We start from the raw sequence: 20267 nt of genomic DNA, 5'->3' as shown, positions 1-20267 counted from the left end.
ATTTCACTCAATTGGTCGACGCGGCGGACCTGCGCGCCAGATCACGGGCCTGCGATGTCTCATCCGATGCGACCATCGTTCCCAGTCCCAGTTTATCCAGCCTCACCCGCACTTCGGCGGCGACATATTTCGCGTATTCCAATAGCAAGAGCCGCATCGCAGCGCCACTCGTCCACCATGGCTCGTCGTTCCATTTGTCGCCGACCACCGGGAACGGGATCAGTGTGACGTCTGGCATGGCGTTCGACAGCTCCACGATCGCGCGCGGCATGTGATAGTTCGACGTGACGACGATCAGCGACTGGAAGCCGCGCTGCCGCACCCAGCGGCGGGTTTCCACGGCATTGCTGCGGGTATTGACCGCGGAACGATCAAGATCAACGCAACAGCCGAGCAGCGGCTGGCTGTCAGGCAGCGAGCGCTGGATATCCGAGGCGGCGTTGGTGGGATGCACGCCGGAAATCAGCAGCCGCTTGCCGTAGCCGACCGACAGCAGCTCCATGGCATCGGAGACGCGCGACGAGCCGCCGGTCAGCACCACGATGCCGTCGGCGTCGCGCGACGGCTTGACCTCATTGACCGGAAGCTGCGCCAGGAAGACCAGAAAGCCGACCACGCCGGCCGCAACCACCGCAAACGCCATCGTCAGCACAAGCCGAATCGGCCGCCGTCTGGCGGGGGCTGATGATGGTGAATGTTCGGCACGCAGTGTCATGATCCGTTCGTTCGGCCCCCCGAGCCTCAATCCCTCCACGATCGCCGCCCCGCCCCAAGGGGTCGACATCGGGATTGTCGTCTTTTCCCGTTTCCTCATCTGGCTGTCGGGATCGTCCCGAGCAGACCGGCCCAGCCTATGGGAGCCCGGCTCCCAAACCTGGTTCCAAGTTTAGCGCAAATTCCGGCTTTGCTGCGACCGAAATATACACCCGCAGGACCAAGTCCCTGAACTCAATCTATATCTTCCAGCGTCGCAAACAGCGTGCGGCGGGAAGCCCAGCCGGTAATCAGGGCAATCAGCGCCGCCTGCACCAGCAGCGTCAGATATCCCGACGGTCGCAGGGAAAACGTCCCCAGCAGGGCAGCAAACTGGTCGCCCACCGGAGTGCCGGAAAACCAGGCGCCGATCGACTCCGAGAACCCGAACAGCAGCATCGCCGCCACCACTCCGATCAGGCCGCCCTCGCAGCCGAGCAGCAGGAAATGCCGCAGGAAACGGTTGGCGATGTAACGATCGCCGGCGCCGACGAAATGCAGCACCTCGACGATCGGACGGTTCGCCGCCATCGCGCCGCGGGTGGCAAACGACACCGACATGATGGTTGCAGCAATCACCAGCCCCAGGATGCCGATGCCGGCCAGCACCGTCGCGCCGGTGGTCGAGCGCATCCGTTCGATCCAGGCCCGGTGGTCGTCGACACTGGCCGACGGCGCCACCTGGGTCACCCGGCCGCGCAGAGCAGCGAGATCAAGCGTGGTGTCGGGGGCGACCCGTGCGACGATCACCCGCGGCACCGGCAGATCATTGAGCGACAGCCCGGTGCCGAGCCACGGCTCGAGCAGCTTCGCCGACTCGTCGCTGGTATAGGGACGCACGGATACGATGCCCGGCTGCGATTGCACGGTGTCGACCACCGCACGAACGTCTTTTTCGAGATCACGGCCCTGCACCGGGCGCAACTGGATGGTGATTTCGCTGGAGACATCGGACTGCCATTCGGCTGCCGACGCCCGCACCAGCAAGACCGCGCCCGTGGTCAGCGACGCCAGGAACGTCATGATGGCGACGACAGCCACCAGTGCGCGGCCGGAGATCGAGGAACGCGGCACGATGGGCGAGGAAATGCGCGCCTTCGCCGGCAAGCGCGGCCGCTCGTCGGAGCCCATGTCCATCATGCTGTGGCGATCGCCGCCAGTCCTGCTCATGGAGTCTTACTCATAGATATGCAGCCGCCCTTCGTGCAGCACCATGCGCCGCGCGTCGTACTGGTCCATCAGCCCGATGTCGTGGGTCGCGATCACGACCGCGGTGCCGGACCGGTTGAGTTCGATAAACAGCCGCAGCAGCCGGCGCCCTAGCGTCGGATCGACGTTGCCGGTCGGCTCGTCCGCCAGCAGCAAAAGAGGACGCGCGATTACCGCGCGCGCGATCGCGGCGCGCTGCTTTTCACCACCGGACAGGATCGGCGGCAGCGCATCCATGCGCTCGCCGAGACCAACCCAGCGCAGCAGATCGATGACCTCCTTGCGGTAACTCGATTCGGAGCGGCCCATCACCCGGAACGGCAGTGCCACGTTTTCATAAGTGGTCATGTGGTCGAGCAGGCGGAAATCCTGCAGCACGATGCCGATGCGCTTGCGCAGATCGGCGATGGCATCCTTGCCGAGCAGGGAGACGTCGTTGCCGAACAGGTTGACGAGCCCACGGGTGGGCCGGATCGACAGGAACAGAAGCCGCAGCAATGAGGTCTTTCCGGCTCCCGACGGACCGGTCAGGAACTGGAAGGAATGTGCGGGGATCTGAAAATTGAGGTCGCGCAGAACCTCTGGGCCGAGCCCATAGCGCAGACCGACATTTTCGAACCGGACCAAGGTCAGCTCCGTTCGACCGCCCTTCGCACGCCGGGCACGCCCCGCTGGCAAAAGGCTTTTGGACTCAAAACTTTGCGCGCATTCTGGGGGCATTCCCCAAAAGCAGCGCGGCAGCTGCCGGCGGCCTCTGCCTGATGGGTTGTGCGACCGTTATGGTTTCCGATTCGTTAACGGACGGATGCTACGGTATCAACGCCTTCTCCCTGGCGACAGGTTCCATGCAGATCGTTTGCCCCCATTGTACGACATCCTACGCGGTCGATCCGGCCACGTTCGGTACCACCGGCCGCACCGTGCGCTGTGCACGCTGCAAGGACACCTGGGTCGCCTATCCCGAGGAAGTGCCGCCCGTCCAAGCCCTCGCCACGGCCTCCGACGCCGGCGACGATTGGGACGCCGCCCCGGAGGCATCGGCCGATCACGCTGAATCCGATCACGACATGCCGGTGGTCGACAGCCCCTCGATTTCCAGCGCCATGCCCGAAGGCGCCGACGCCGTGGCGGAGGACGCCGAATGGACGGCGCTGGCGCGGCAGGACGAATTGACGGAAGAGACGCCGCGCTCCCGGCGGGGACGCTTCGGCCTGCCGGCGTTGTCGCTTGGCCCGCTGGCGCGGTATCGCCTGCCGTTCGGCCTGCCGATCGCCTGCGCGGCGATGGGCGCTCTGGTGCTGTGCCTCGTGGTCTGGCGCGCGGACGTGGTGCGGCTGATGCCGCAGACGGCGGCTTTCTTCAACGCCATTGGCCTTGGCGTCAATCTGCGCGGGCTGGCGTTCGAGGATGTCAGGATTTCGACTGAGCTCGTGGACAACAAGCCGGTGCTGATCATCGAAGGCAACATCATCGATGTCGCCAGGAAGCCGATTGAAACTCCGCGGCTGCGTTTCCTGGTGCGGGACGCTGCGGGCACCGAGATCTATGCCTGGAACGCGGTGCTGGAACAGCCGGTGCTGAAGCCGGGGGAAAAGGCCTGGTTCAAGTCGCGCCTGGCATCGCCGCCGCCGGAGGGGCGGGAGATCGCGGTGCGGTTTTTCAACAAGCGGGACCTGGCGACCGGGGGCAGTTGAACCATTTTTGGGGTAGCGCCCGGCCCTTTCAATTCCTAGAACCGCTGTTCCCGTCCCTGGATTGCCTCCAATGTCCCGTGTGCTGATTGCCGATGACGAAGATTCGATGCGCTCCCTCGTCGCGCGCGCCATTGCCATGGACGGCCATGAGATCGTGACCGCGGAGGACGGCGCCGAGGCGCTGGAGATCCTGAGCCGCGAAAACGGCGCCTTCGATCTCTTGCTCTCGGACATCAAGATGCCGATCATGGACGGCATTGCGCTGGCGCTGACGGCGGCGCGGGACTTTCCCGACGTCACGATCCTGCTGATGACCGGTTTCGCCGACCAGCGCGAACGCGCCTCGGGCCTGGACGCCATCGTGCACGACGTGGTGACCAAGCCGTTTTCGGTGGCCGACATTCGCTCCGCCGTGGCCAGGGCTTTGGCCTCGCGCAAGGCCTGATCAGTAATCCTTGAGCAGCCGCTCGATATAATCGAGCTCGATCTGCGGCCGCTGCGGATCCGCCAGGCGCCGGCGCAGCTCTTCGAGAATCCGGCGCACCCGCTGGACGTCGATTTCGCCGGGGATTTTCACCGAAAAATCGTCCGCATGCTCGCGCCCGCGCAGCGGCCGGCCCAGCGGATCGCTGTCGCGCCCGCCACTTTCCTGACGGCCGACGCGATTGCCGGGGCCATCGCCCTGGCCGTCGCCCTGCTGTTGCTGCATGTCCTGGGCGAGTTTCTCCGCGCCCTTGCGCAAAGCATCGAGCGCCCGGCCCTGGGAATCCACCGCGCCGTCCGCATTGCCTTCGCCGAGACGGCCGTCGGCATCGCCCATGGCGGCATCGGCATCGTCCAGCCCGCTGGAGTCGTCGCCCTGGCCCTGCTGCGGTCCCTGGCCTTGCTGACCCTTTTCGCCCTTCTGACCCTGGCCCATGCCCTGCTTGTTCAGGTCATCGAGCAGCTTCTTCAGGCGGTTGCGCAGGCCCTGCTGGTCCTGCTGCAGGTCGTTCATGGCATTCTGGTCGCCCTGCTGGCCGCGCATGCGGTCGCGCCGGGAGTCCTGGCCCTGCTTGAAGGTCTTGTCGCGCAACTGCTGCTGCTTGCGGATCACGTCGCCGAGCTCGTTCAGCGCCTGCTCCATGTCGCCGTCGCCCTGCTGGCCGGGCTGCGCCATCTGCAGGTTCTCGAGCATCTGCTGCAACTGGTCGAGCAGCTGCTTGGCGGCATCCTTGTCGCCGGAGCGGGACAGCCGCTCCATGCGATCGATCATGGATTTGAGGTCCTGCTGCCGCATCACCTTGGTGTTGGGATCGAGCGGCCGCGCCAGCTGCTGCGGATTGTTCTTCAGCTGCTCGGCCAGTTGGCGCAGGAAATTGTCCAGCGCCGCCTGCAGCTGCTCGGTCAGCTTCTTGATCTCTTCGTCGCTGGCGCCGCGCTCCAGCGCCTGCTTCAGCGCGTCCTGCGCCGCCCGCAGCGCCTTTTCCACATCGCTGATGTTGCCGTCCTCGATGGTGACGGCCAGCGACCACAGGCTCGCGACCACCTCGCGCAGCGCATCGTCGGTGCGCGCGCGGTCGAGCTGCGACGCCACGCTGCGCAGGCCGAGATACTGGCCGAGTTCCGGCGTGAACAGATCGGGCGCGACCAGCAAGGCGTCCAGCGCGGAATAAACCTGTCCGTTCTGGTTGGCGTCGAGCGCGAGCATACGGCGCAGTTCGATCAGCGCCCGCGGCAAGGGCTTGGCGAACACCCGCTCCGGCAGCCGCATGTTGAAGGGCTCGCTGGTGCCCTCATTGCCGGCTTCATCCCGCGCGGTCAGGGTCAGCGTGACCTCGGCGCCGGCATAGGGATGCTCGCTGAGGTCCTTCACCGTCTGGCCGACGCCATTGCGGGTGCGCGCGTTCGGCAGCACCAGGGCGAACTGCGGCAGGTCGAACAGCGGCCGCGCGGCCGTCGCTCCATCGCCCGTCTTGGAAATGTCCTTGGTCGTTTCGCTGCGAACGGCGAAACGCGCCTGGGCGTCGGTGACGCCGTAATCGTCCTCGATCTTGTAGGCGAGCAGCAGCGATCCCCGCGCCTGGCGCTCGGGATCCTTCGCCAGAGCGATGGTCGGCGCGCGGTCCGGCATGGTCTTGAAGGTCCAGGTCGGCTGGCCCGAGGGCGAACGCACATGGGCGGTGCCGTCGCCGGTAATGGCGAACCGCCGCTCCGTGGCGCCCTTCGGCGCATCCTCGGACGCCGGCGCCTCGGTCACGCCGCCGGTGACGGCAACATCGAGCTTGCTGCCGCTGGTGCGCACAATCAGGGTGCTTCCGGCCGGAACCGACAGCGACGATGCCGCCTCCTGCGGGGCGGCCGTATCCTTGTTGCCGGCGGCGGAGAGAATCACCGGCGGCCGCGCGGTGTAGGTCGGCGGCGTGACCCAGGCATCGACACGCACATTCGGCGCGGCGAGCATGCCGTTCCAGTCGAAGGCGGCGGTGACGCGGGCGACCCGTTCGCCGCCGGCGGCGACGAAAGCCGCCGCAGTCAGCACCAGAACCAGGGCTCGCAGGGCGCGCGGATCATGAATGGCGAGGCGCGGCGACGGCAGGCCGGCGCGGATGCGCTTGAGCTGTGACAGCGTGCGCTCGCGCTGCGCCTGCCACAGCGCCTGCGCCACCGGATCGGTGGATTGCAATGTATCTGTGAGCGCCGTGGCCGGGCGATGGCGGATACCGGTTCCGCGATCGAGCCGGCGCAGCGCGTCGTCACGGGTCGGCCAGCGGAAACGCACCGCGGGCACCAGCGCCGCCAGCGCCAGCAGGGCGAACAGCCCGATACCAATGAGACGGCCCGTGAACGGCAGGACCAGCCAGGCGCCGGCCCATGACACCGCCAGGAACAGGCAAACAACCGTCAGGATCCGCGCCAGATGCGGCCAGGCCCGCTCCCACGCGATGGCCCACTGCGCACGCTGCAGGGCTTGGGCGAGGCGAAGCCGCGCGACATCCGGTGCATCAGAGGGCAAGGGGCTCAAACCGGTCTCCTGACTCAAGAAGCTCAATCTAGCACAGCGGCGGCAATGAGGCACGGATCCAGCGGTCAGCCATCACCGGTACCCACATTTATACGTTGTCGCCCGAATCCAGCTTTTCGATGCCAATTCCATGCCAAATCGCCCCATTTTGGCCGGACGGCAGCCCTTCGCAAACAAGGGCCCAAAACCGAGCGATGGTCCCTCACGCAGGCGTGACGGGTCGTGACGGGGCACGTAACCTGCCGGCGCGACGCACAAGACGACGCTTTGGGAAGGACGCCTGATGGCCAAAACAAATAATGAAATCTACGCCGTTCGCTACGCCCGCCACGATGGCCGCACCGCCGCCAACAACTTCATCGGCGGCGATCCGCACGAGGCGTCCGGGGCGCTCGAGTTCTATGTCTGGGCGATCAGGACCGGGCGCGGCGTGGTGCTGGTCGATACCGGCTTCGACGAAGCCATGGCCGCGCGGCGCAGCCGCAGTGTGCTGCGGCCGATCGCCGAGGGCCTGCGCTCAATCGGTATCGCGCCCGATGATATCAGTGATGTCATTGTCAGCCACCTGCACTATGACCACGCCGGCAACTACGACCTGTTCCCTCGCGCACGGTATCATCTGCAGGATTGCGAGATGGAGTTCGCCACCGGGCGCTGCATGTGCAACGCCACCATGCGGGTGGCGTTCGAAGCCGACGACGTCACCGCCATGGTGCGCAAGGTGTTCAGCGATCGCGTCACATTCCATGATGGCGACGGCACCATTGCGGAGGGCATCACCGTGCACCGCATCGGCGGCCACTCCAAGGGCCTGCAGAGCGTGCGCGTTGAAACCGAACGCGGCGCAGTGGTGCTGGCCTCCGACGCCAGTCACCTTTACGCGCATCTGGAAGAGCGCAAGGTGTTTCCGATCGTCGACAACGCCGACGACGTCCTGAGCGGATACGACAAACTGAAAACGCTCGCAGCGTCGGAACGTCACATCATCCCGGGGCACGATCCCGACGTGCTGCGCCGCTATCCGGCGCCGTCGACGGCGCTGCAGGGCTGGGTGGCAAGGCTGGATGTGGAGCCGATTGCGTAACAAGATGGGGACACGCCCTGAACCAACACATCGCCGTAGCCCGCATGAGCGAAGCGACATGCGGGACACGCAGTTCACCCACAGTACCACGGTCCTGGCATCCCCTGAGGGATCGCTGAAGCGGTGCGAGCGGCGGCGGCAGTGCTGGACCGTAATTTCATGCCGCCAACCGATAATTTGGGAGCTTGCTCATCCCTCAGCCCATTGCGAACGTTCTTGGAATGTTCTACAAGGCTGCCCCTCACGGATCTGACGATGAAGAAGGCCGCCCCGAAGAAAAAAGCTCCCGTCCAGCTCACTGCCGGAACCGGCTTCCGCAACGAGAACTGCATTGGCGCGCGCTTTCTTCTCGATCTCTTAGCAGGAACCAACACGCTCGGCGTGGATTTCGGCAGAATCGATCGCTTGCAATGGCAGGGACGCGACCTTGGCTGGCTTGCAGACGACCTTGCTATCGAGTGCTCGGCTGCCACCGGCAAGCGCGCCGCCGGCATTTCGATCAAAAGCGATCGGCAAGTTACGGGCGCGGGCTTTCCTCCGGATTTCGCCGCCACGGCATGGGCGCAATGGTTCGGCGTCAAGACCGAGTGTGCCCTTCGCGGCAGCGACGACGCGGTTGTCCTGATGGTTGGAAGCCTGTCGCACGACATTGAAGATGCCTGGTCGAATCTGCTCGGCGACACTCTGCGAACGACGCCCGACCGCATGCTCGCCCGGCTTGCCGAGCCCGTGATCGCTGATGGTTCGCAATCTTCGGCGTTGCAGCGTGCATTATTCGCGAGCCTGCGCTGCCCCGACGAGCTTCGAAACGAAGGCGACGCCAGCGACAGCGCCGTGATTCAACTCCTTTGCCGCGTGCGATTGATGCGCTTCGACTTCGAGGCCACACCGTCGCGCGATCACGATTACGCAATTCGTGACTGCCAGAGCATTCTGAGATCCAGCAATGCCGACGAGGCAAAGAGCCTTTGGTCCCGACTTGTTGCCATTGCGGACGACAACAGAGCGGGTGGATCGCTCGACCTGGCGGGCTTGCTTGCCAAGCTGCGCGACGAATTCGATCTGCGCGACCATCCCGACTATCGGCGCGACTGGGAAGTCCTAGACCGGTCAAGCCGCGAGCTTATCGCCGATATTCGCATCCAGATTTCTGGTTTGGCTCCACTGCCTCGCGCTGAAGCGCACGCAAAGGTGCTCGATTGCCTTAATCGGGACCGTGCATGTTTTCTCGTCGGCGAGTCCGGAAGCGGGAAGTCCGCGTTGGCCAAGCAGATCGCCGAGGCCGCCGACGGCCGATGCGTGTGGTTTGCCGAAACCACGATTGACTGCGACACGGAAGTCGCGTTCGAGCGCGACATCGGCATCGCTCATCCGCTCTGCGAAATTCTGTCCGCCTCGACTGAGCCGTGCTTGATCGTCTTCGACAGCTTCGAACGCTACTCGCAGCGCGCGCAACGCCTAGCGCTCCGCTGGATGCAGGCGCTACTCGCCGACATTGGTCCGAAGCACGTCCATCTTCTGCTGACGAGCCAGATCGAACCGGCACCTAAGCTCATCCGGAGCTTTATCGAGGCCGGCCTGCCGGCGGCCCTGCACGGAACCACACAACTCGATTTGCCATCGGTCGAAGACATTCAAAGCCTTGTCGCACCGATCTCAGAGTTGCAATGGGCATCGTTGCGACCTGACCTTCGTCCCTTGTTGACGAACCTGAAAATCCTCGACTGGCTGGTCGCGGCGGCGCGTAGCGGGCGGGCGATCAATCCGGCGTCGATCATTGGTGTCAGCTATCTGGTGGACGCCTTATGGGAGCGCTGGGTCGAAGGTGATACCGACCAACTTGGCCGCTCATATCTGCTCATGCGGCTCGGCACGCTCGAAGGCGACACGCTTCTCGCCAGCGTGCCGCGCATGCAGTTGGAACAAAGCGAGCAGGCAGCGCTGGGGAGCCTGACAGCCTCGGATCTTGTGCGCATCCGCAACCAGCGCGTGCGATTCACGCACGACATGCTTGGCGACTGGGCCCGCCTAAATGTCCTGATTGGCGAGCCGAACCTTTCTTCGCCATCAGTTCGCGCCCGCGCAAAGTTGCCGCGCTGGCATCGCGCCATGCGCCTCTTTGGACAAAAGCTTCTCGAGCAGGCGGACGACGGCCCCGAGCGCTGGCGACAAGCGGTCGAAGGTTTGGAAGACGGAACTGAGGAAGGCGCGATTATCCGCGATCAACTCGTTGAGGCGCTGTTCCTGGCCACGAATGCTGTCGTGCTACTTCAACGCAGTTGGGAGGCTTTGACGGCAAATCGCGGTCGCCTTCTTGCGCTGATGCTTGAGCGTTTCATGTTTGTTGCGACGCTACCCGATCCGAGGATCGGCGCGCTGCTGTCCCAGGCGGAGGACACCGGCGAGTGGGACCATCTGTTCAGGCTGCCATATTGGCCCTATTGGGGGCCGATGCTGATCGTGCTTCACGCTCATCGAGAAGAGGTCGCGCGACTTACTCCGCATGCAGCCGCCAAGCTCTGCGCACTGTGGCTGAAGTCAGTCCCCGTCGAGTTAGGCGAAGGACGGCCGACGCCGTGGCGAAAGGAAGCGGCTGAACTGGCCTTTGCCATCGGCCGCGAGGTCCAGGCGCTCAATGCCGAGGGCAATTCCGTTGGCCACGACAAGACTGTGTATGAGGCCGTGTTGTCTGCCGCGCCAGAATTACTCGATGAAGTTGCACAGCTTTGCCTCGAGCTGGCACAGAGGCGCGATCTTGATCCGACGATCGTGTCTCGCGCCGAACAGGCACGCGAACGGCAGCGCGAGCAACGACGCCAATTTCTTCAGGCGAATCCGGAACGACGAGAGAGATTGTCGCTTCCTCCGGCTTGGCCACACGGCGAGCTGCGTGATCGTTGGCCGGACGGCCCGCGCGATGGCGTGCCGAATGCATTTCAAGAGGCATGTCTCGACACCGGGGCCTTTCCAGCACTCGTGCGCGCAAGACCGGACGCCGCCCTTGAAGTCTTGTTGGCGGTCTGCATCGAGCCGCCGAAACATGAGGACTTCGGTCGCAGTTCAATGCCCGAGACCGGCCTTGATCACTGGAATGGCGGCGATCCTCCCTTGTATTGTCGCGGTCCTTTCCTTCAGTTTCTCAAGGAAGCCCCGGATCAGGGACTGTCTTTTGCGCTGCGGCTAGTCAATTTCTCATCCCGACGGTTTTGTGAAGGCCACGGGCTCACGGTTCACATCGGAAACGAAGCCCGCCTGTGGTGTGGCAATCCGAATGTTTTTCGCTGGCATCACGATTGGCCGGTTACGTTTGGTTCAACGATTCATTGCGTGCTGATGGCCGTGGAGCGATGGCTCTATGAGAAGATCGAGCGCGGCGAAGATATCGCCCCGTGGATCAACCGCATCCTGAGGGAGAGCGAGTCACTTGCCTTCGCCGGCCTTCTCTTCGATATCGGGAAATACGGCCCGGCGCTGTTCGCCGGTGTCCTGAGGCCTCTTCTCCAGAATTGGCTGCTTCTCGATTGGGACCGCCAAATTGCCACGCTCCGGAGATCAGGGAGCTCCGATGTCATGGGTCTCTGGACATACCAGCCCCGTGCCATGATCGAGCTTGGCCGAGCATGGTATCGAATGCCGCATCGGCAGAACATGTTGCTCTATATCGGCGGCGGCATCGTCGAAACGCTTGTCGCCGACGAGGCAGAACGTCCCTTTCTCGCACAGTTGCGGTTGGGTTGGGTTGCCGACCTCAACGGGGAGGAAATGCCGGAATCCCTTCGTCTGCTGAGCGAACGTCTGAATCCTGACAACTACACTTTCGAGATGCGTAACGGAAAGCGTGTGGCCGTCAGCTTCGACTGGTCGGAGGAGGTCAAGCAGAAGAATCAAGAAGACCTTCAGCGCATCACCACGGACCAGACGATCGCGAACTTTTCCAACCAAATGCGGCAACTGCTCGATTCAGATGAGCATTTTTCACAGGACCAGCTTCCTCGGTTTTGGGAGTTCGTGCAGGGTCTCGAAAACCTCTCGCCGAGGCTTGCCCACGATGGCGATCCACTGCACCAGATCGAGGATCTGCTCTGCGGTGCCATTGCTGTGCTGGTCGTCAAACATCACGATTGGCTCGCGGCCGACCTGGAACGCATGGCTTGGTGTCGCGCCAAACTGGAATCCTTGGTCAGCCATCCTCCTGCGCCGCTCCGGTTCGATTCCGCAACCGCCGACGGCGACCGGAAATGGGATTCTTTCGGAGGCGAGGTCGGCGTCGCGCTTCTTGCGCTTGATCGGAACGATCTCTTGGCACGCCGTCTCGTCGCTCTCAGCGTAGTCTCTTTTCATCACAGCACGACAAGCCGGACGCTCATCAGCGCTTTCCAGCGGCGACAACAACTCGACAAAGACTTCGATCGCATGCTTTGCTTGGCCGTGCGGTGGGCAGGGCAGCGTCCTGTGCTTGGCGTCGCACAGAGGTTAAGGATCGATATCGACGTCGAGGACAATCATGCTGGCAAACAGGGTCTGATAGAGGAATTTGTCGAACGGCGCCTGCCGAATGAGCTGCCCGATATTCTCGAATTGAGTGCACAGGCCGAGAAAGAGATCGAAGCCCTTCGCACACGCCAATCCCCGGAACTAGCACGCATACGTCGCCGCGAGAGCAGCACGCGCCGCCCCGGTAGCGAAGTCGAAACCCTTCATCGCGGGCGACTCAGCGTCGACACGCGCGTTCTTTCAGCGGCATTCACCTGGCTCGATCTTGCGTCTGCGCGACCCGACGAGAGGGACAATTGGCTCGGTCTCGTTCGCGCTTTTCTCGACATCACGCTGGGGCTGATTCCCAAGATCGACGATCCGCGTCGGCAGCGGACCGAGGATCATCCGGACGAGTTTGATGCCTGGGTCTATGGTGTTGTGGCCGGGACAATCCCCAACCTGACAGCTGCCGAGGATCACCGCACGCTATGGCAACCGATCCTCGATCGCGGCCCATCAGCGCATCAATGGATCGAGCGCTTTTTCTGGGAATGGTTCACCGTCGGTGTGCGAGCCACGCAAACGCCCCAGCGCTTCACGGCGATCTGGAGCGCGATGATCGAGCACGCGCTGCAAAGCCCTGCATGGGATCCCACGTCAGGTCGATCTTATGATCTCGATAACGCCGTTTTCTGGCTCCTCGGCCTCGGCACAAAGATCAACAGGATTGGCGAAAGGCCGGAGTTCGCCGCTGCCCTTTCTGGCATGGAAGGTCTTTTCGCGAAGGTCGCTGAGCGGTGGTTTAAGAAGTCGAAGCTGGTTTCCGGTTTTCTCTACTGGGTCACGCAGACCTCAGCCGCCGCTCTTCTCGTTCCCGCAATCAAATGGTTCGCTCCGGTTGTCCCGACTTTCGATTCTTATGATTGGCGGAACGGCCTCGAAGGGAATCTCATTTCATTCCTGTGGGCATGCTGGGAGCGCAAGCGCGAGCAGATTTCGGCCGATCCCGATCTGGAGAGGGATTTTCGCGCGTTGTTGGCGACCGTCGTTTCCAGGGGAAGCCATGCTGCCATCGCCCTTCGGGATCGTGTCGTCGGTTCGACGGCCGCTTGAGCATCGCCATTCGGGCCTCTGATGACGGTCCGGCCAAGCAGGCGCAGGCGTCAAGCCTCACATCGGCGGTCACTCCAAGGGCCTGCAGAGCGTGCGGGTGGACACCGAACGCGGCCCGGTGGTGCTGGCCTCCGACGCCAGTCACCTTTACGCGCATCTGGAACAGCGCAAGGTGTTTCCGATCGTCTACAACGCCGACGACGTCCTGAGCGGCTACGACAAACTGAAAACGCTCGCGGCGTCGGAACGCCACATCATCCCGGGGCACGATCCCGACGTGCTGCGCCGCTATCCGGCGCCGTCGACGGCGCTGCAGGGCTTGGTGGCACGGCTCGATGTGGAGCCGATTGCGTAACCAAGATGGGGACACGCCCTGATCCAGCACATCACCGTAGCCCGCATGAGCGAAGCGACATGCGGGACACACGCCCCGGATGTCGCTTCGCTCATCCGGGCTACAACCCCGGTCTCGCTCAATCACGCCACCGCCGACACGCAGGCGTCGGATGACGCCATCAGCTCATCCGCCCCACGGCTCTGAGCGCCCCCTTACGTCTGCGGCACCGGCGCGCTCATCGCGCTGCCCTGTTGACGCGCCAGCAGATAGAATGCGGCGACATGCGTGATCATTAGCAGGGGCACGTAGATGATCGGGATCGCGTAGGTCGCGCCCAGCTCTCCCGCCAGCGCCGGAAGGCCGAGCTGGTTGCCATGGTAATAGTCGACGAGGATGTCGACGGCGCCGACCAGATTGAAGGCGACGACCAGCGGCCAGAACAGCGCGCGTCTCCTGACCGTGAGCAGCGCCAGCATGGCCAGCAATCCGGTCGCGAAGTCACCGTAGGCGGCGAACGTGGCGAAGTCCGTGGGCAGATTGGCGCCGACGACGCCGGGAACGATGAAGACAAGACCGAAAAAGCGGAAGCTGTGCAGCGTGGCGATGGCGCGGTGCGCGTCGGTCCGGTCCATCGACTTCAGTCTCGGCCACATGTACGCGCCAAAGGCAAGCAGCCATGGGACGTACCCGAGGACGAGGTGGATCTGGAAGACGATTGCTGGCGACATGTGAAATCCTCTCTGGTGTTGAGTTACGCGGCCTCGAACACCGCGTTCAGGATGCCGAGGCGGCCTTGCATGAGATTTCGTCCGAAGTTCAGGAGGCGCGCGTCTAGCGTCCCAAAGCCTCCGCCCGACTGCGGCGGCGCAGCTGGCGCAACGACAGCGCGTGCAGCAGGATCGAGCTTGGCACCACGAAAGCCGGAGTCAGCACATTCGGATATCCGTCCAGGCCGATGCTCGGGCCATCCGGAACGATCAGCTGGAATGGGCCGGGCGAGGTGATCAGCCCCAGGGTGACCGCGACCGCAAAGTCCGCGATGCCAAAGATGTTCCAGAGGATCGCGGCTTTCCGCCCCTCAGCCGCGCCGGCCGCCAGGGCGATCGCCGCCGGGACGGCAAACAGGCCGGTCAGCACGTCGCCGGTTCCCGCCGGCAATGCCCACAGGCCGGGCAGCAGCCCGCGCAGCCAGTAAACGAGCCATTGGCTGCCGACGATGCGGTAAAGCTGAGGAGCGACGAGCCATGTCGCCGGCATCGCATCGAGCAACTGTCCCACCCGCTTCGACAACAACAACAGCGGAGAACCGATGACCACCGGCAGGACAATCGCCGACGGCAGCAACGGCAAGGGGGAGACGCCCGCGCGGAAGACACCATTGATGGCCGCGGTCCAGGCGACAGCGGCCCACAGGGTGACCGGGAGCATGATTGCCAGCCAAGTCGTGCGACGCTGGCCCGCAGTGAGGTCGGTGCGTTCAAGGCCGAGCCACAAGCCGAGCGCGATGAGCCCATGGACCAGCAACCGAACGGCCAGGGCCGGAAGGCCGCTGTCCTGAAGCGCCGGCAGCGAATAGATCAACCACGCCCACAGCACCGTGAAAGGGACGGCCCAAAGCAGGCCGCGCCAAGCGGGAGGCGGCGGGATCACGGCAGCGGAAACAGCGTCGGTGGTCATCGGCGGACCCTCCATGTGAGACGCGTTCTGATTGCGGGCGCTCAGGGATTGGTCATGAGCAAGCGGAGCGGCAAAAGCGGACCGACGGCGATGTACTCGTGGTCGATAAGATCTTGCCTGGCCAGCGGCAGGCCATCCATGATCGTGTGAGCCTCGGCGACATCCCTGGAATCCAGCAGGAAAACGGCCCCTCGCCCATCGCCACGCGAGTACCATTCACGAATTTTCCCATTGAGGTAGAGCTGCACGGTCTGCCGGATTTCAGCCGGTATGACGGCCATGACTTGTTCGCGCGTGACGCCCGCCTTGACGGTCAGGATGACCATCACCCCGGTGGTTGTGGGCGAGTTGGCTTGTGCCTGGGCAGTTGCTGGATCAGCCATGGACGTTGCTCCTATCAGAGTTAAGGTCAGGACCAGGACGACGTTACGGAGCGCTTTGATCGGTCTCGCTTCTCGGATCACGGCGGTCACCTTTGTTCGTTGAGATAGACCTCGATGTCGCGAATGCTGGGGCTCGACATCCGCGAGACCTGATTTGCGCGAGACCTGATTTGCAGGTCAGATGTACGAGCGCTTCCAGTCGGCGACTATCCGCGATAATGTCGATGCACTATGAAGCAGAACTTCACAGTCAGGCAGGGCGCGCTCGATGGCGTGGAAGCGTTCCTGAGCGTTGCGCAGCACCGCAACTTTCGCAAAGCGGCCGCTGAACTCGGGGTGACGCCGTCGGCGATCAGCCAGGCGGTCCGCGCACTTGAGGCGCGCGTCGGCGCAGCACTTTTCATCCGCACGACGCGCAGTGTCGGTCTGACCGAAGCCGGCGAACGATTCCTGTCGCGCGCAAAGCCTGCATTTGAGGAGCTCGTCGCCGCGAGCAATATTGCGCGCGATCTTGGGCAGCGACCGAGCGGGCTGTTGCGCCTCACAGTGCCGCGGGCGGTGGTGCCGATCCTGCTGGAGCCGCTGGTTGCATCCTTCTGCCAAGCGTATCCCGAGGTCGAGGTGGAGATCGCCGCAAGCGAGGAGCTGACCGACCTTGCGGCCGAAGGCTTTGACGCCGGCATCCGGTTGGGCCAGTTCATCGCCGCTGACATGGTCGCCGTGCGGCTGACGCGGCCAATCCCGCTCGTGGTCGTCGGCTGCCCCGAGTATCTACGCCGGCGCAAGCGACCAGAGCGTATCGACGATCTGCGTCAGCATGCCTGCATGCGCATGCGCCGCTCGAACGGATCGATCGCGCCTTGGTCGTTTGTCGATGGCAACAAGACAATCGAAGCGATCGTCTCGGGGCCGCTGATTGCCAATGACATCCCCACCATGCTTGGCGCGGCCATCGAAGGTTTAGGGCTTGCTCAAGTGCCCGAGCCGATCGCCGCCAGCCTCGTGAAAGCGGGACAACTCGTGCGTGTGCTGGAGCCGTTCGCGCCGATGACGCCGGGCGTGTTTCTCTATTATCCCAGCCGCCATCAAATGATGCCGAAACTGCGAGCCTTTATTGATCATGTGAAGAGCCGCTCGGGCGCCGCCGACAAAACCCGACGTCACGTTGATGACAAGCGAACGCGCGGGATGAAAATGCGCTGACGTGAGGAAGAACAGACCGAAATAAATTGAAATCACCACGCACATACCCGCCGAGCGGCCTTCGACTTCAACCAAAACGCAAGCGAACCGACACATCACCGTAGCCCGCATGAGCGGAGCGACATGCGGGACACACGTCCCGGATATCGCTTCGCTCATCCGGGCTACGACCCAACCCGGTCTCGCTCGATCACCCCACCGCCGACACGCAGTTCACCCACAGCACCACGGTCTTGGTATCGCCTGAGGGATTGCTGAAGCGGTGCGGGCGGCGGCTGGCGAAGCGGAAGCTGTCGCCGTCCCTGAGCGTCCAGGTCTCGGCGTCGACGGTGAGCGTCATCTCGCCTTCGAGCACGAGGCCGGCCTCCTCGCCGTCGTGGGTGTAGAGCTCGTCGCCGGTGGAGCCGCCCGGCTCCAGGCGCACCAGAAACAAATTGAGGCGCCCGTCTGCGCCCGCGGGACTCAACAGCTGCTTGGAGATGCCGGTGCGCCACAGGTTCAGCTCGGCGCGCTGGGGCTCACGGGTGACGACGGCGTCAGGCGTATCGCCGCCGCTCTCGTTGCCGCCGAACAGCGCGGCGATGCCGACACCGAGCACGTCCGCGAGCGTCGCCAGCACCCGCAGCGAGGGCGAGGACAAGCCGCGCTCGATCTGGCTCAGGAAGCCGATCGAGAGGTCGGTGCGGGCGGCGACCGCCTCCAGCGACAGATTGCGGGCGCGCCGCAGATCGCGGATCCGCTGCCCCACCGCCTCGTCCACCCCCGGGGTGGCTGAGCTGCTCATTCTCGTGTCACCGCTCACAGCAAACCGCTTTCTTCATGTGCATGAAATTCTCTTGCGCGATGCATGGGAATGTGACCACAATTTCACGGATATGAAAACAGGCTTGAACGGCGCCGGCCGCATATTTCTCTTTTCGTGCAGGCGGATCGCGCTGACAACCACCAAAGCTGGAAGGTGATGCGATGCTCCTCAAGCGCCTCGTCCACGCCGCCGTCGCGGCTCTCGCTCTCGCCGCGGTCATGCCGGCCTCGGCCCAGCAAGTCCTGAAGGTGGGCTCGACAGCGACCGGGGTGCCCTTCACCTTCCTCGACACCAAGACCAACAGCATCCAGGGCGTGATGGTCGACCTCATCACCGAGATCGGCAAGGACGCCGGCTTCCAGACCCAGATCGAGCCGATGCAATTCTCGGCGCTGATCGCATCGCTGACCTCCAACAAGATCGACATCATCTCGGCGGCGATGTTCATCACGCCGGCGCGCAAGGAGGTGATCGATTTCTCCGATCCCTTCTATACCTATGGCGAGGGCCTGCTGGTGCCGAAGACCGACACCAGGGATTACGCCAAATTCGAGGATCTGAAGGGCGAAGTCGTCGGCGCCCAGGTCGGCACGGCATTTGTCGACGCGCTGAAGAAGACGGGCACCTTCGGCGAGGTCAAGGTCTACGAGACCATTCCCGACATCCTGCGCGACGTCGGCGCGGGCCGCCTCAAGGCCGGCTTCGCCGACTACCCGATCGTCGCCTACAATCTCAAGCAAGGCGGATTTGCCGGCGCCCGCCTGGTCGAGTCCTACAAGCCGACAATGGTCGGCTCGGTCGGCATCGGGGTGCGCAAGGGTGACCAGGATCTCTTGAAGAAGATCAATACATCGCTCGCCAGGCTCAAGGCGAACGGCACCGTCGACAAGATCCTCGACAAATGGGGCCTGAAGGCGCAGGGCGCGTGACGCAGGATTGATGCCCTCCAACAGTTACTCCGTCACCCTGAGGTGGCCGCGCGTAGCGTGGCCCTCGAAGGGCGACGGCCACGACGCTAGATACCCGGGCCGTTCATCCTTCGAGGCTCGCCCAGCGGTGCAAGCGCACCGCAAGGCTCGCACCTCAGGATGACGGTCAACACGATTCACTTTCAACGCATCGGGCCCTAGATGCAAAACTTCCTGCACGACGCCGTCGAATTCCTGCCGATCCTGCTGCACGGCGTGGCGCTGACCATCCTGGTCACCGTCGGCTCGCTGCTGCTGTCGACGGCACTCGGCCTGGTCTGGGCGCTGATGCGGGTTTCGGGCGTGCGCGTGCTGTCGGGGGTGAGCGGCGGACTGATCAACCTGATCCGCGGCATTCCGATCATCGTCGTGCTGTTCTATCTCTACTTCGTGATGCCCGAGTTCGGCGTCGCGTTGACGGCGCTGCAGGCGGCGATCCTCGGGCTCGGCATTTGCTATTCGGCCTATCAGGCGGAGAATTTTCGCGCCGGCATCGAAGCGATCGACAAGGGACAGATCGAGGCGGCGCAGACCATCGGCATGGGGTGGTGGCTGACCATGCGCCGCGTGGTGCTGCCGCAGGCGGTGCGGATCGTGCTGCCGCCCTACGGCAACATCATGATCATGCTGCTGAAGGATTCCTCGCAGGCCTCCACCATCACGGTGGCCGAGCTCGCGCTGCAGGGCAAGCTGATCGCATCGTCGACCTTCAAGAACACCAGCGTGTTTACGCTGGTGGCGCTGATGTATCTCACCATGAGCATTCCGCTCATCCTCCTGGTGCGGCACCTCGAGAAGCGGGCAGCCAGGCGATGATCGCGCTCGACGACATCCACAAGAGTTTCGGCCGCGTCGACGTGCTCAAGGGCATCACCGCCTCGGTGACCAAAGGCGAGGTGGTCTGCATCATCGGTCCGTCGGGCTCGGGCAAATCGACCATCCTGCGCTGCATCAACGGATTGGAGAGCTATGACGCCGGCGACATCCGGGTGGACGGCGTCAGGGTCGACCGCACCGCGCGCTCCATCGTTGGAATCCGGACCCAGATCTCGATGGTGTTCCAGCGCTTCAATCTGTTCCCGCACCGCACTGCGCTGGACAACGTCATCGAAGGGCCGGTGTTCGTGAAGAAGGAGCCGCGGCCCGCTGCGCTTGAACGCGGACGTGCGCTGCTCGCCCAGGTGGGACTCGCCGACAAGGCCGACACCTATCCGGCGCAGCTTTCCGGCGGCCAGCAGCAGCGCGTCGCCATTGCCCGCGCGCTGGCCATGCAGCCGAAGGCCATCCTGTTCGACGAGCCGACATCGGCGCTCGATCCGGAACTGGTCGGCGAGGTGCTCGGCGTGATGCGCAAGCTCGCCGACGACGGCATGACCATGGTGGTGGTCACCCACGAGATGGGATTTGCCAAGGACGTCGCCGACCGGGTGCTGTTCATCGACGGCGGCATCATCGTCGAACAAGGTCCGGCCACCGCCGTGCTCAACCAGCCGCAGCATGCGCGCACGCAAGACTTTTTGCGCCGCGTGCTGCATCCGCTTTAACCTGTCTCCGGAACTGT

The 20267-nt window shown here is 63.8% G+C and carries 17 protein-coding genes; 9 read left to right on the top strand and 8 right to left on the bottom strand.

Translation table 11 applies throughout. The annotated features are described in order from the left end of the window. Positions 1–7: 7 nt before the first annotated feature. The 3 genes from RS897_RS16445 to ftsE all read right to left on the bottom strand — a co-directional run bounded on the left by RS897_RS16445 (position 8) and on the right by ftsE (position 2589). Entirely contained in the window at positions 8–715 is a 708-nt protein-coding gene (locus RS897_RS16445) for a YdcF family protein (protein ID WP_407654555.1), read from the bottom strand. Between the two features lie 233 nt (positions 716–948). Continuing rightward, the gene (locus tag RS897_RS16440) at positions 949–1923 is read right to left on the bottom strand and encodes a cell division protein FtsX (protein ID WP_315837578.1); all 975 of its coding nucleotides are present in this window, start codon (positions 1921–1923) and stop codon (positions 949–951) included. Between the two features lie 6 nt (positions 1924–1929). After that, a complete protein-coding gene (gene ftsE / locus RS897_RS16435) occupies positions 1930–2589 on the bottom strand; it encodes a cell division ATP-binding protein FtsE (protein WP_315837577.1) in 660 nt (219 codons plus the stop codon). Between the two features lie 218 nt (positions 2590–2807). On the opposite strand from ftsE, the gene RS897_RS16430 reads away from it, so the two are divergent. Both RS897_RS16430 and RS897_RS16425 read left to right on the top strand, forming a co-directional pair. Then, positions 2808–3656 (top strand): MJ0042-type zinc finger domain-containing protein, encoded by an 849-nt coding sequence (locus RS897_RS16430; RefSeq protein WP_315837576.1) that lies wholly within the window; start codon positions 2808–2810, stop codon positions 3654–3656. Positions 3657–3726: 70 nt separating this feature from the next. Next, positions 3727–4101: a response regulator gene (locus RS897_RS16425; RefSeq protein ID WP_315837575.1), complete on the top strand. Its 375-nt coding sequence runs from the start codon at positions 3727–3729 to the stop codon at positions 4099–4101. Here RS897_RS16425 and RS897_RS16420 read toward each other — a convergent pair whose 3' ends face one another. After that, positions 4102–6660, bottom strand: a complete 2559-nt coding sequence (locus RS897_RS16420; protein WP_315837574.1) for a TIGR02302 family protein — start codon at positions 6658–6660, stop codon at positions 4102–4104. It abuts the gene before it with no gap. 283 nt (positions 6661–6943) lie between these two features. Here RS897_RS16420 and RS897_RS16415 point away from each other — a divergent pair, with 283 nt between their 5' ends. From RS897_RS16415 to RS897_RS16405, 3 genes are all read left to right on the top strand, one after another. Beyond that, positions 6944–7744, top strand: a complete 801-nt coding sequence (locus RS897_RS16415; protein WP_315837573.1) for an N-acyl homoserine lactonase family protein — start codon at positions 6944–6946, stop codon at positions 7742–7744. Between the two features lie 255 nt (positions 7745–7999). After that, on the top strand, positions 8000–13333 hold the full coding sequence (locus RS897_RS16410; protein ID WP_315837572.1) for an ATP-binding protein: 5334 nt from the start codon (positions 8000–8002) through the stop codon (positions 13331–13333). Positions 13334–13430: 97 nt separating this feature from the next. Next, complete coding sequence (locus RS897_RS16405; RefSeq protein ID WP_315837571.1) at positions 13431–13688, top strand: MBL fold metallo-hydrolase; 258 nt, start codon at positions 13431–13433, stop codon at positions 13686–13688. A 194-nt stretch (positions 13689–13882) separates the two neighbouring features. Here the strand turns inward: RS897_RS16405 and RS897_RS16400 are convergent, their stop codons facing one another. From RS897_RS16400 to RS897_RS16390, 3 genes are all read right to left on the bottom strand, one after another. Further along, positions 13883–14398: a hypothetical protein gene (locus RS897_RS16400; RefSeq protein WP_315837570.1), complete on the bottom strand. Its 516-nt coding sequence runs from the start codon at positions 14396–14398 to the stop codon at positions 13883–13885. A gap of 103 nt (positions 14399–14501) precedes the next feature. After that, on the bottom strand, positions 14502–15347 hold the full coding sequence (locus RS897_RS16395; RefSeq protein ID WP_315837569.1) for an MFS transporter: 846 nt from the start codon (positions 15345–15347) through the stop codon (positions 14502–14504). 41 nt (positions 15348–15388) lie between these two features. Further along, positions 15389–15730 (bottom strand): hypothetical protein, encoded by a 342-nt coding sequence (locus RS897_RS16390; protein ID WP_315837568.1) that lies wholly within the window; start codon positions 15728–15730, stop codon positions 15389–15391. 231 nt (positions 15731–15961) lie between these two features. Here RS897_RS16390 and RS897_RS16385 point away from each other — a divergent pair, with 231 nt between their 5' ends. After that, positions 15962–16933, top strand: a complete 972-nt coding sequence (locus RS897_RS16385) for a LysR family transcriptional regulator (protein ID WP_315837567.1) — start codon at positions 15962–15964, stop codon at positions 16931–16933. A gap of 190 nt (positions 16934–17123) precedes the next feature. On the opposite strand, the gene RS897_RS16380 is transcribed toward RS897_RS16385, so the two are convergent. Then, the gene (locus RS897_RS16380) at positions 17124–17717 is read right to left on the bottom strand and encodes a cupin domain-containing protein (protein WP_315837566.1); all 594 of its coding nucleotides are present in this window, start codon (positions 17715–17717) and stop codon (positions 17124–17126) included. 182 nt (positions 17718–17899) lie between these two features. Between RS897_RS16380 and RS897_RS16375 the strand changes: the two genes are divergently transcribed. The 3 genes from RS897_RS16375 to RS897_RS16365 all read left to right on the top strand — a co-directional run bounded on the left by RS897_RS16375 (position 17900) and on the right by RS897_RS16365 (position 20250). Next, the gene (locus RS897_RS16375) at positions 17900–18667 is read left to right on the top strand and encodes an ABC transporter substrate-binding protein (RefSeq protein WP_315837565.1); all 768 of its coding nucleotides are present in this window, start codon (positions 17900–17902) and stop codon (positions 18665–18667) included. A gap of 201 nt (positions 18668–18868) precedes the next feature. Next, positions 18869–19522, top strand: a complete 654-nt coding sequence (locus RS897_RS16370; protein ID WP_315837564.1) for an amino acid ABC transporter permease — start codon at positions 18869–18871, stop codon at positions 19520–19522. Next, positions 19519–20250 carry an amino acid ABC transporter ATP-binding protein gene (locus RS897_RS16365; protein ID WP_315837563.1) on the top strand — a complete coding sequence of 244 codons (732 nt, stop codon included), beginning with the start codon at positions 19519–19521 and terminating at the stop codon, positions 20248–20250. Before RS897_RS16370 ends, RS897_RS16365 begins: the two co-directional genes overlap by 4 nt. Positions 20251–20267 lie beyond the last annotated feature (17 nt).

Source organism: Bradyrhizobium prioriisuperbiae (assembly GCF_032397745.1).
Taxonomy (GTDB): Bacteria; Pseudomonadota; Alphaproteobacteria; order Rhizobiales; family Xanthobacteraceae; genus Bradyrhizobium_A; species Bradyrhizobium_A prioriisuperbiae.
The sequence above is the reverse complement of the archived record's forward strand: the minus strand, read 5'-3'. Positions and strand labels throughout refer to the sequence as shown.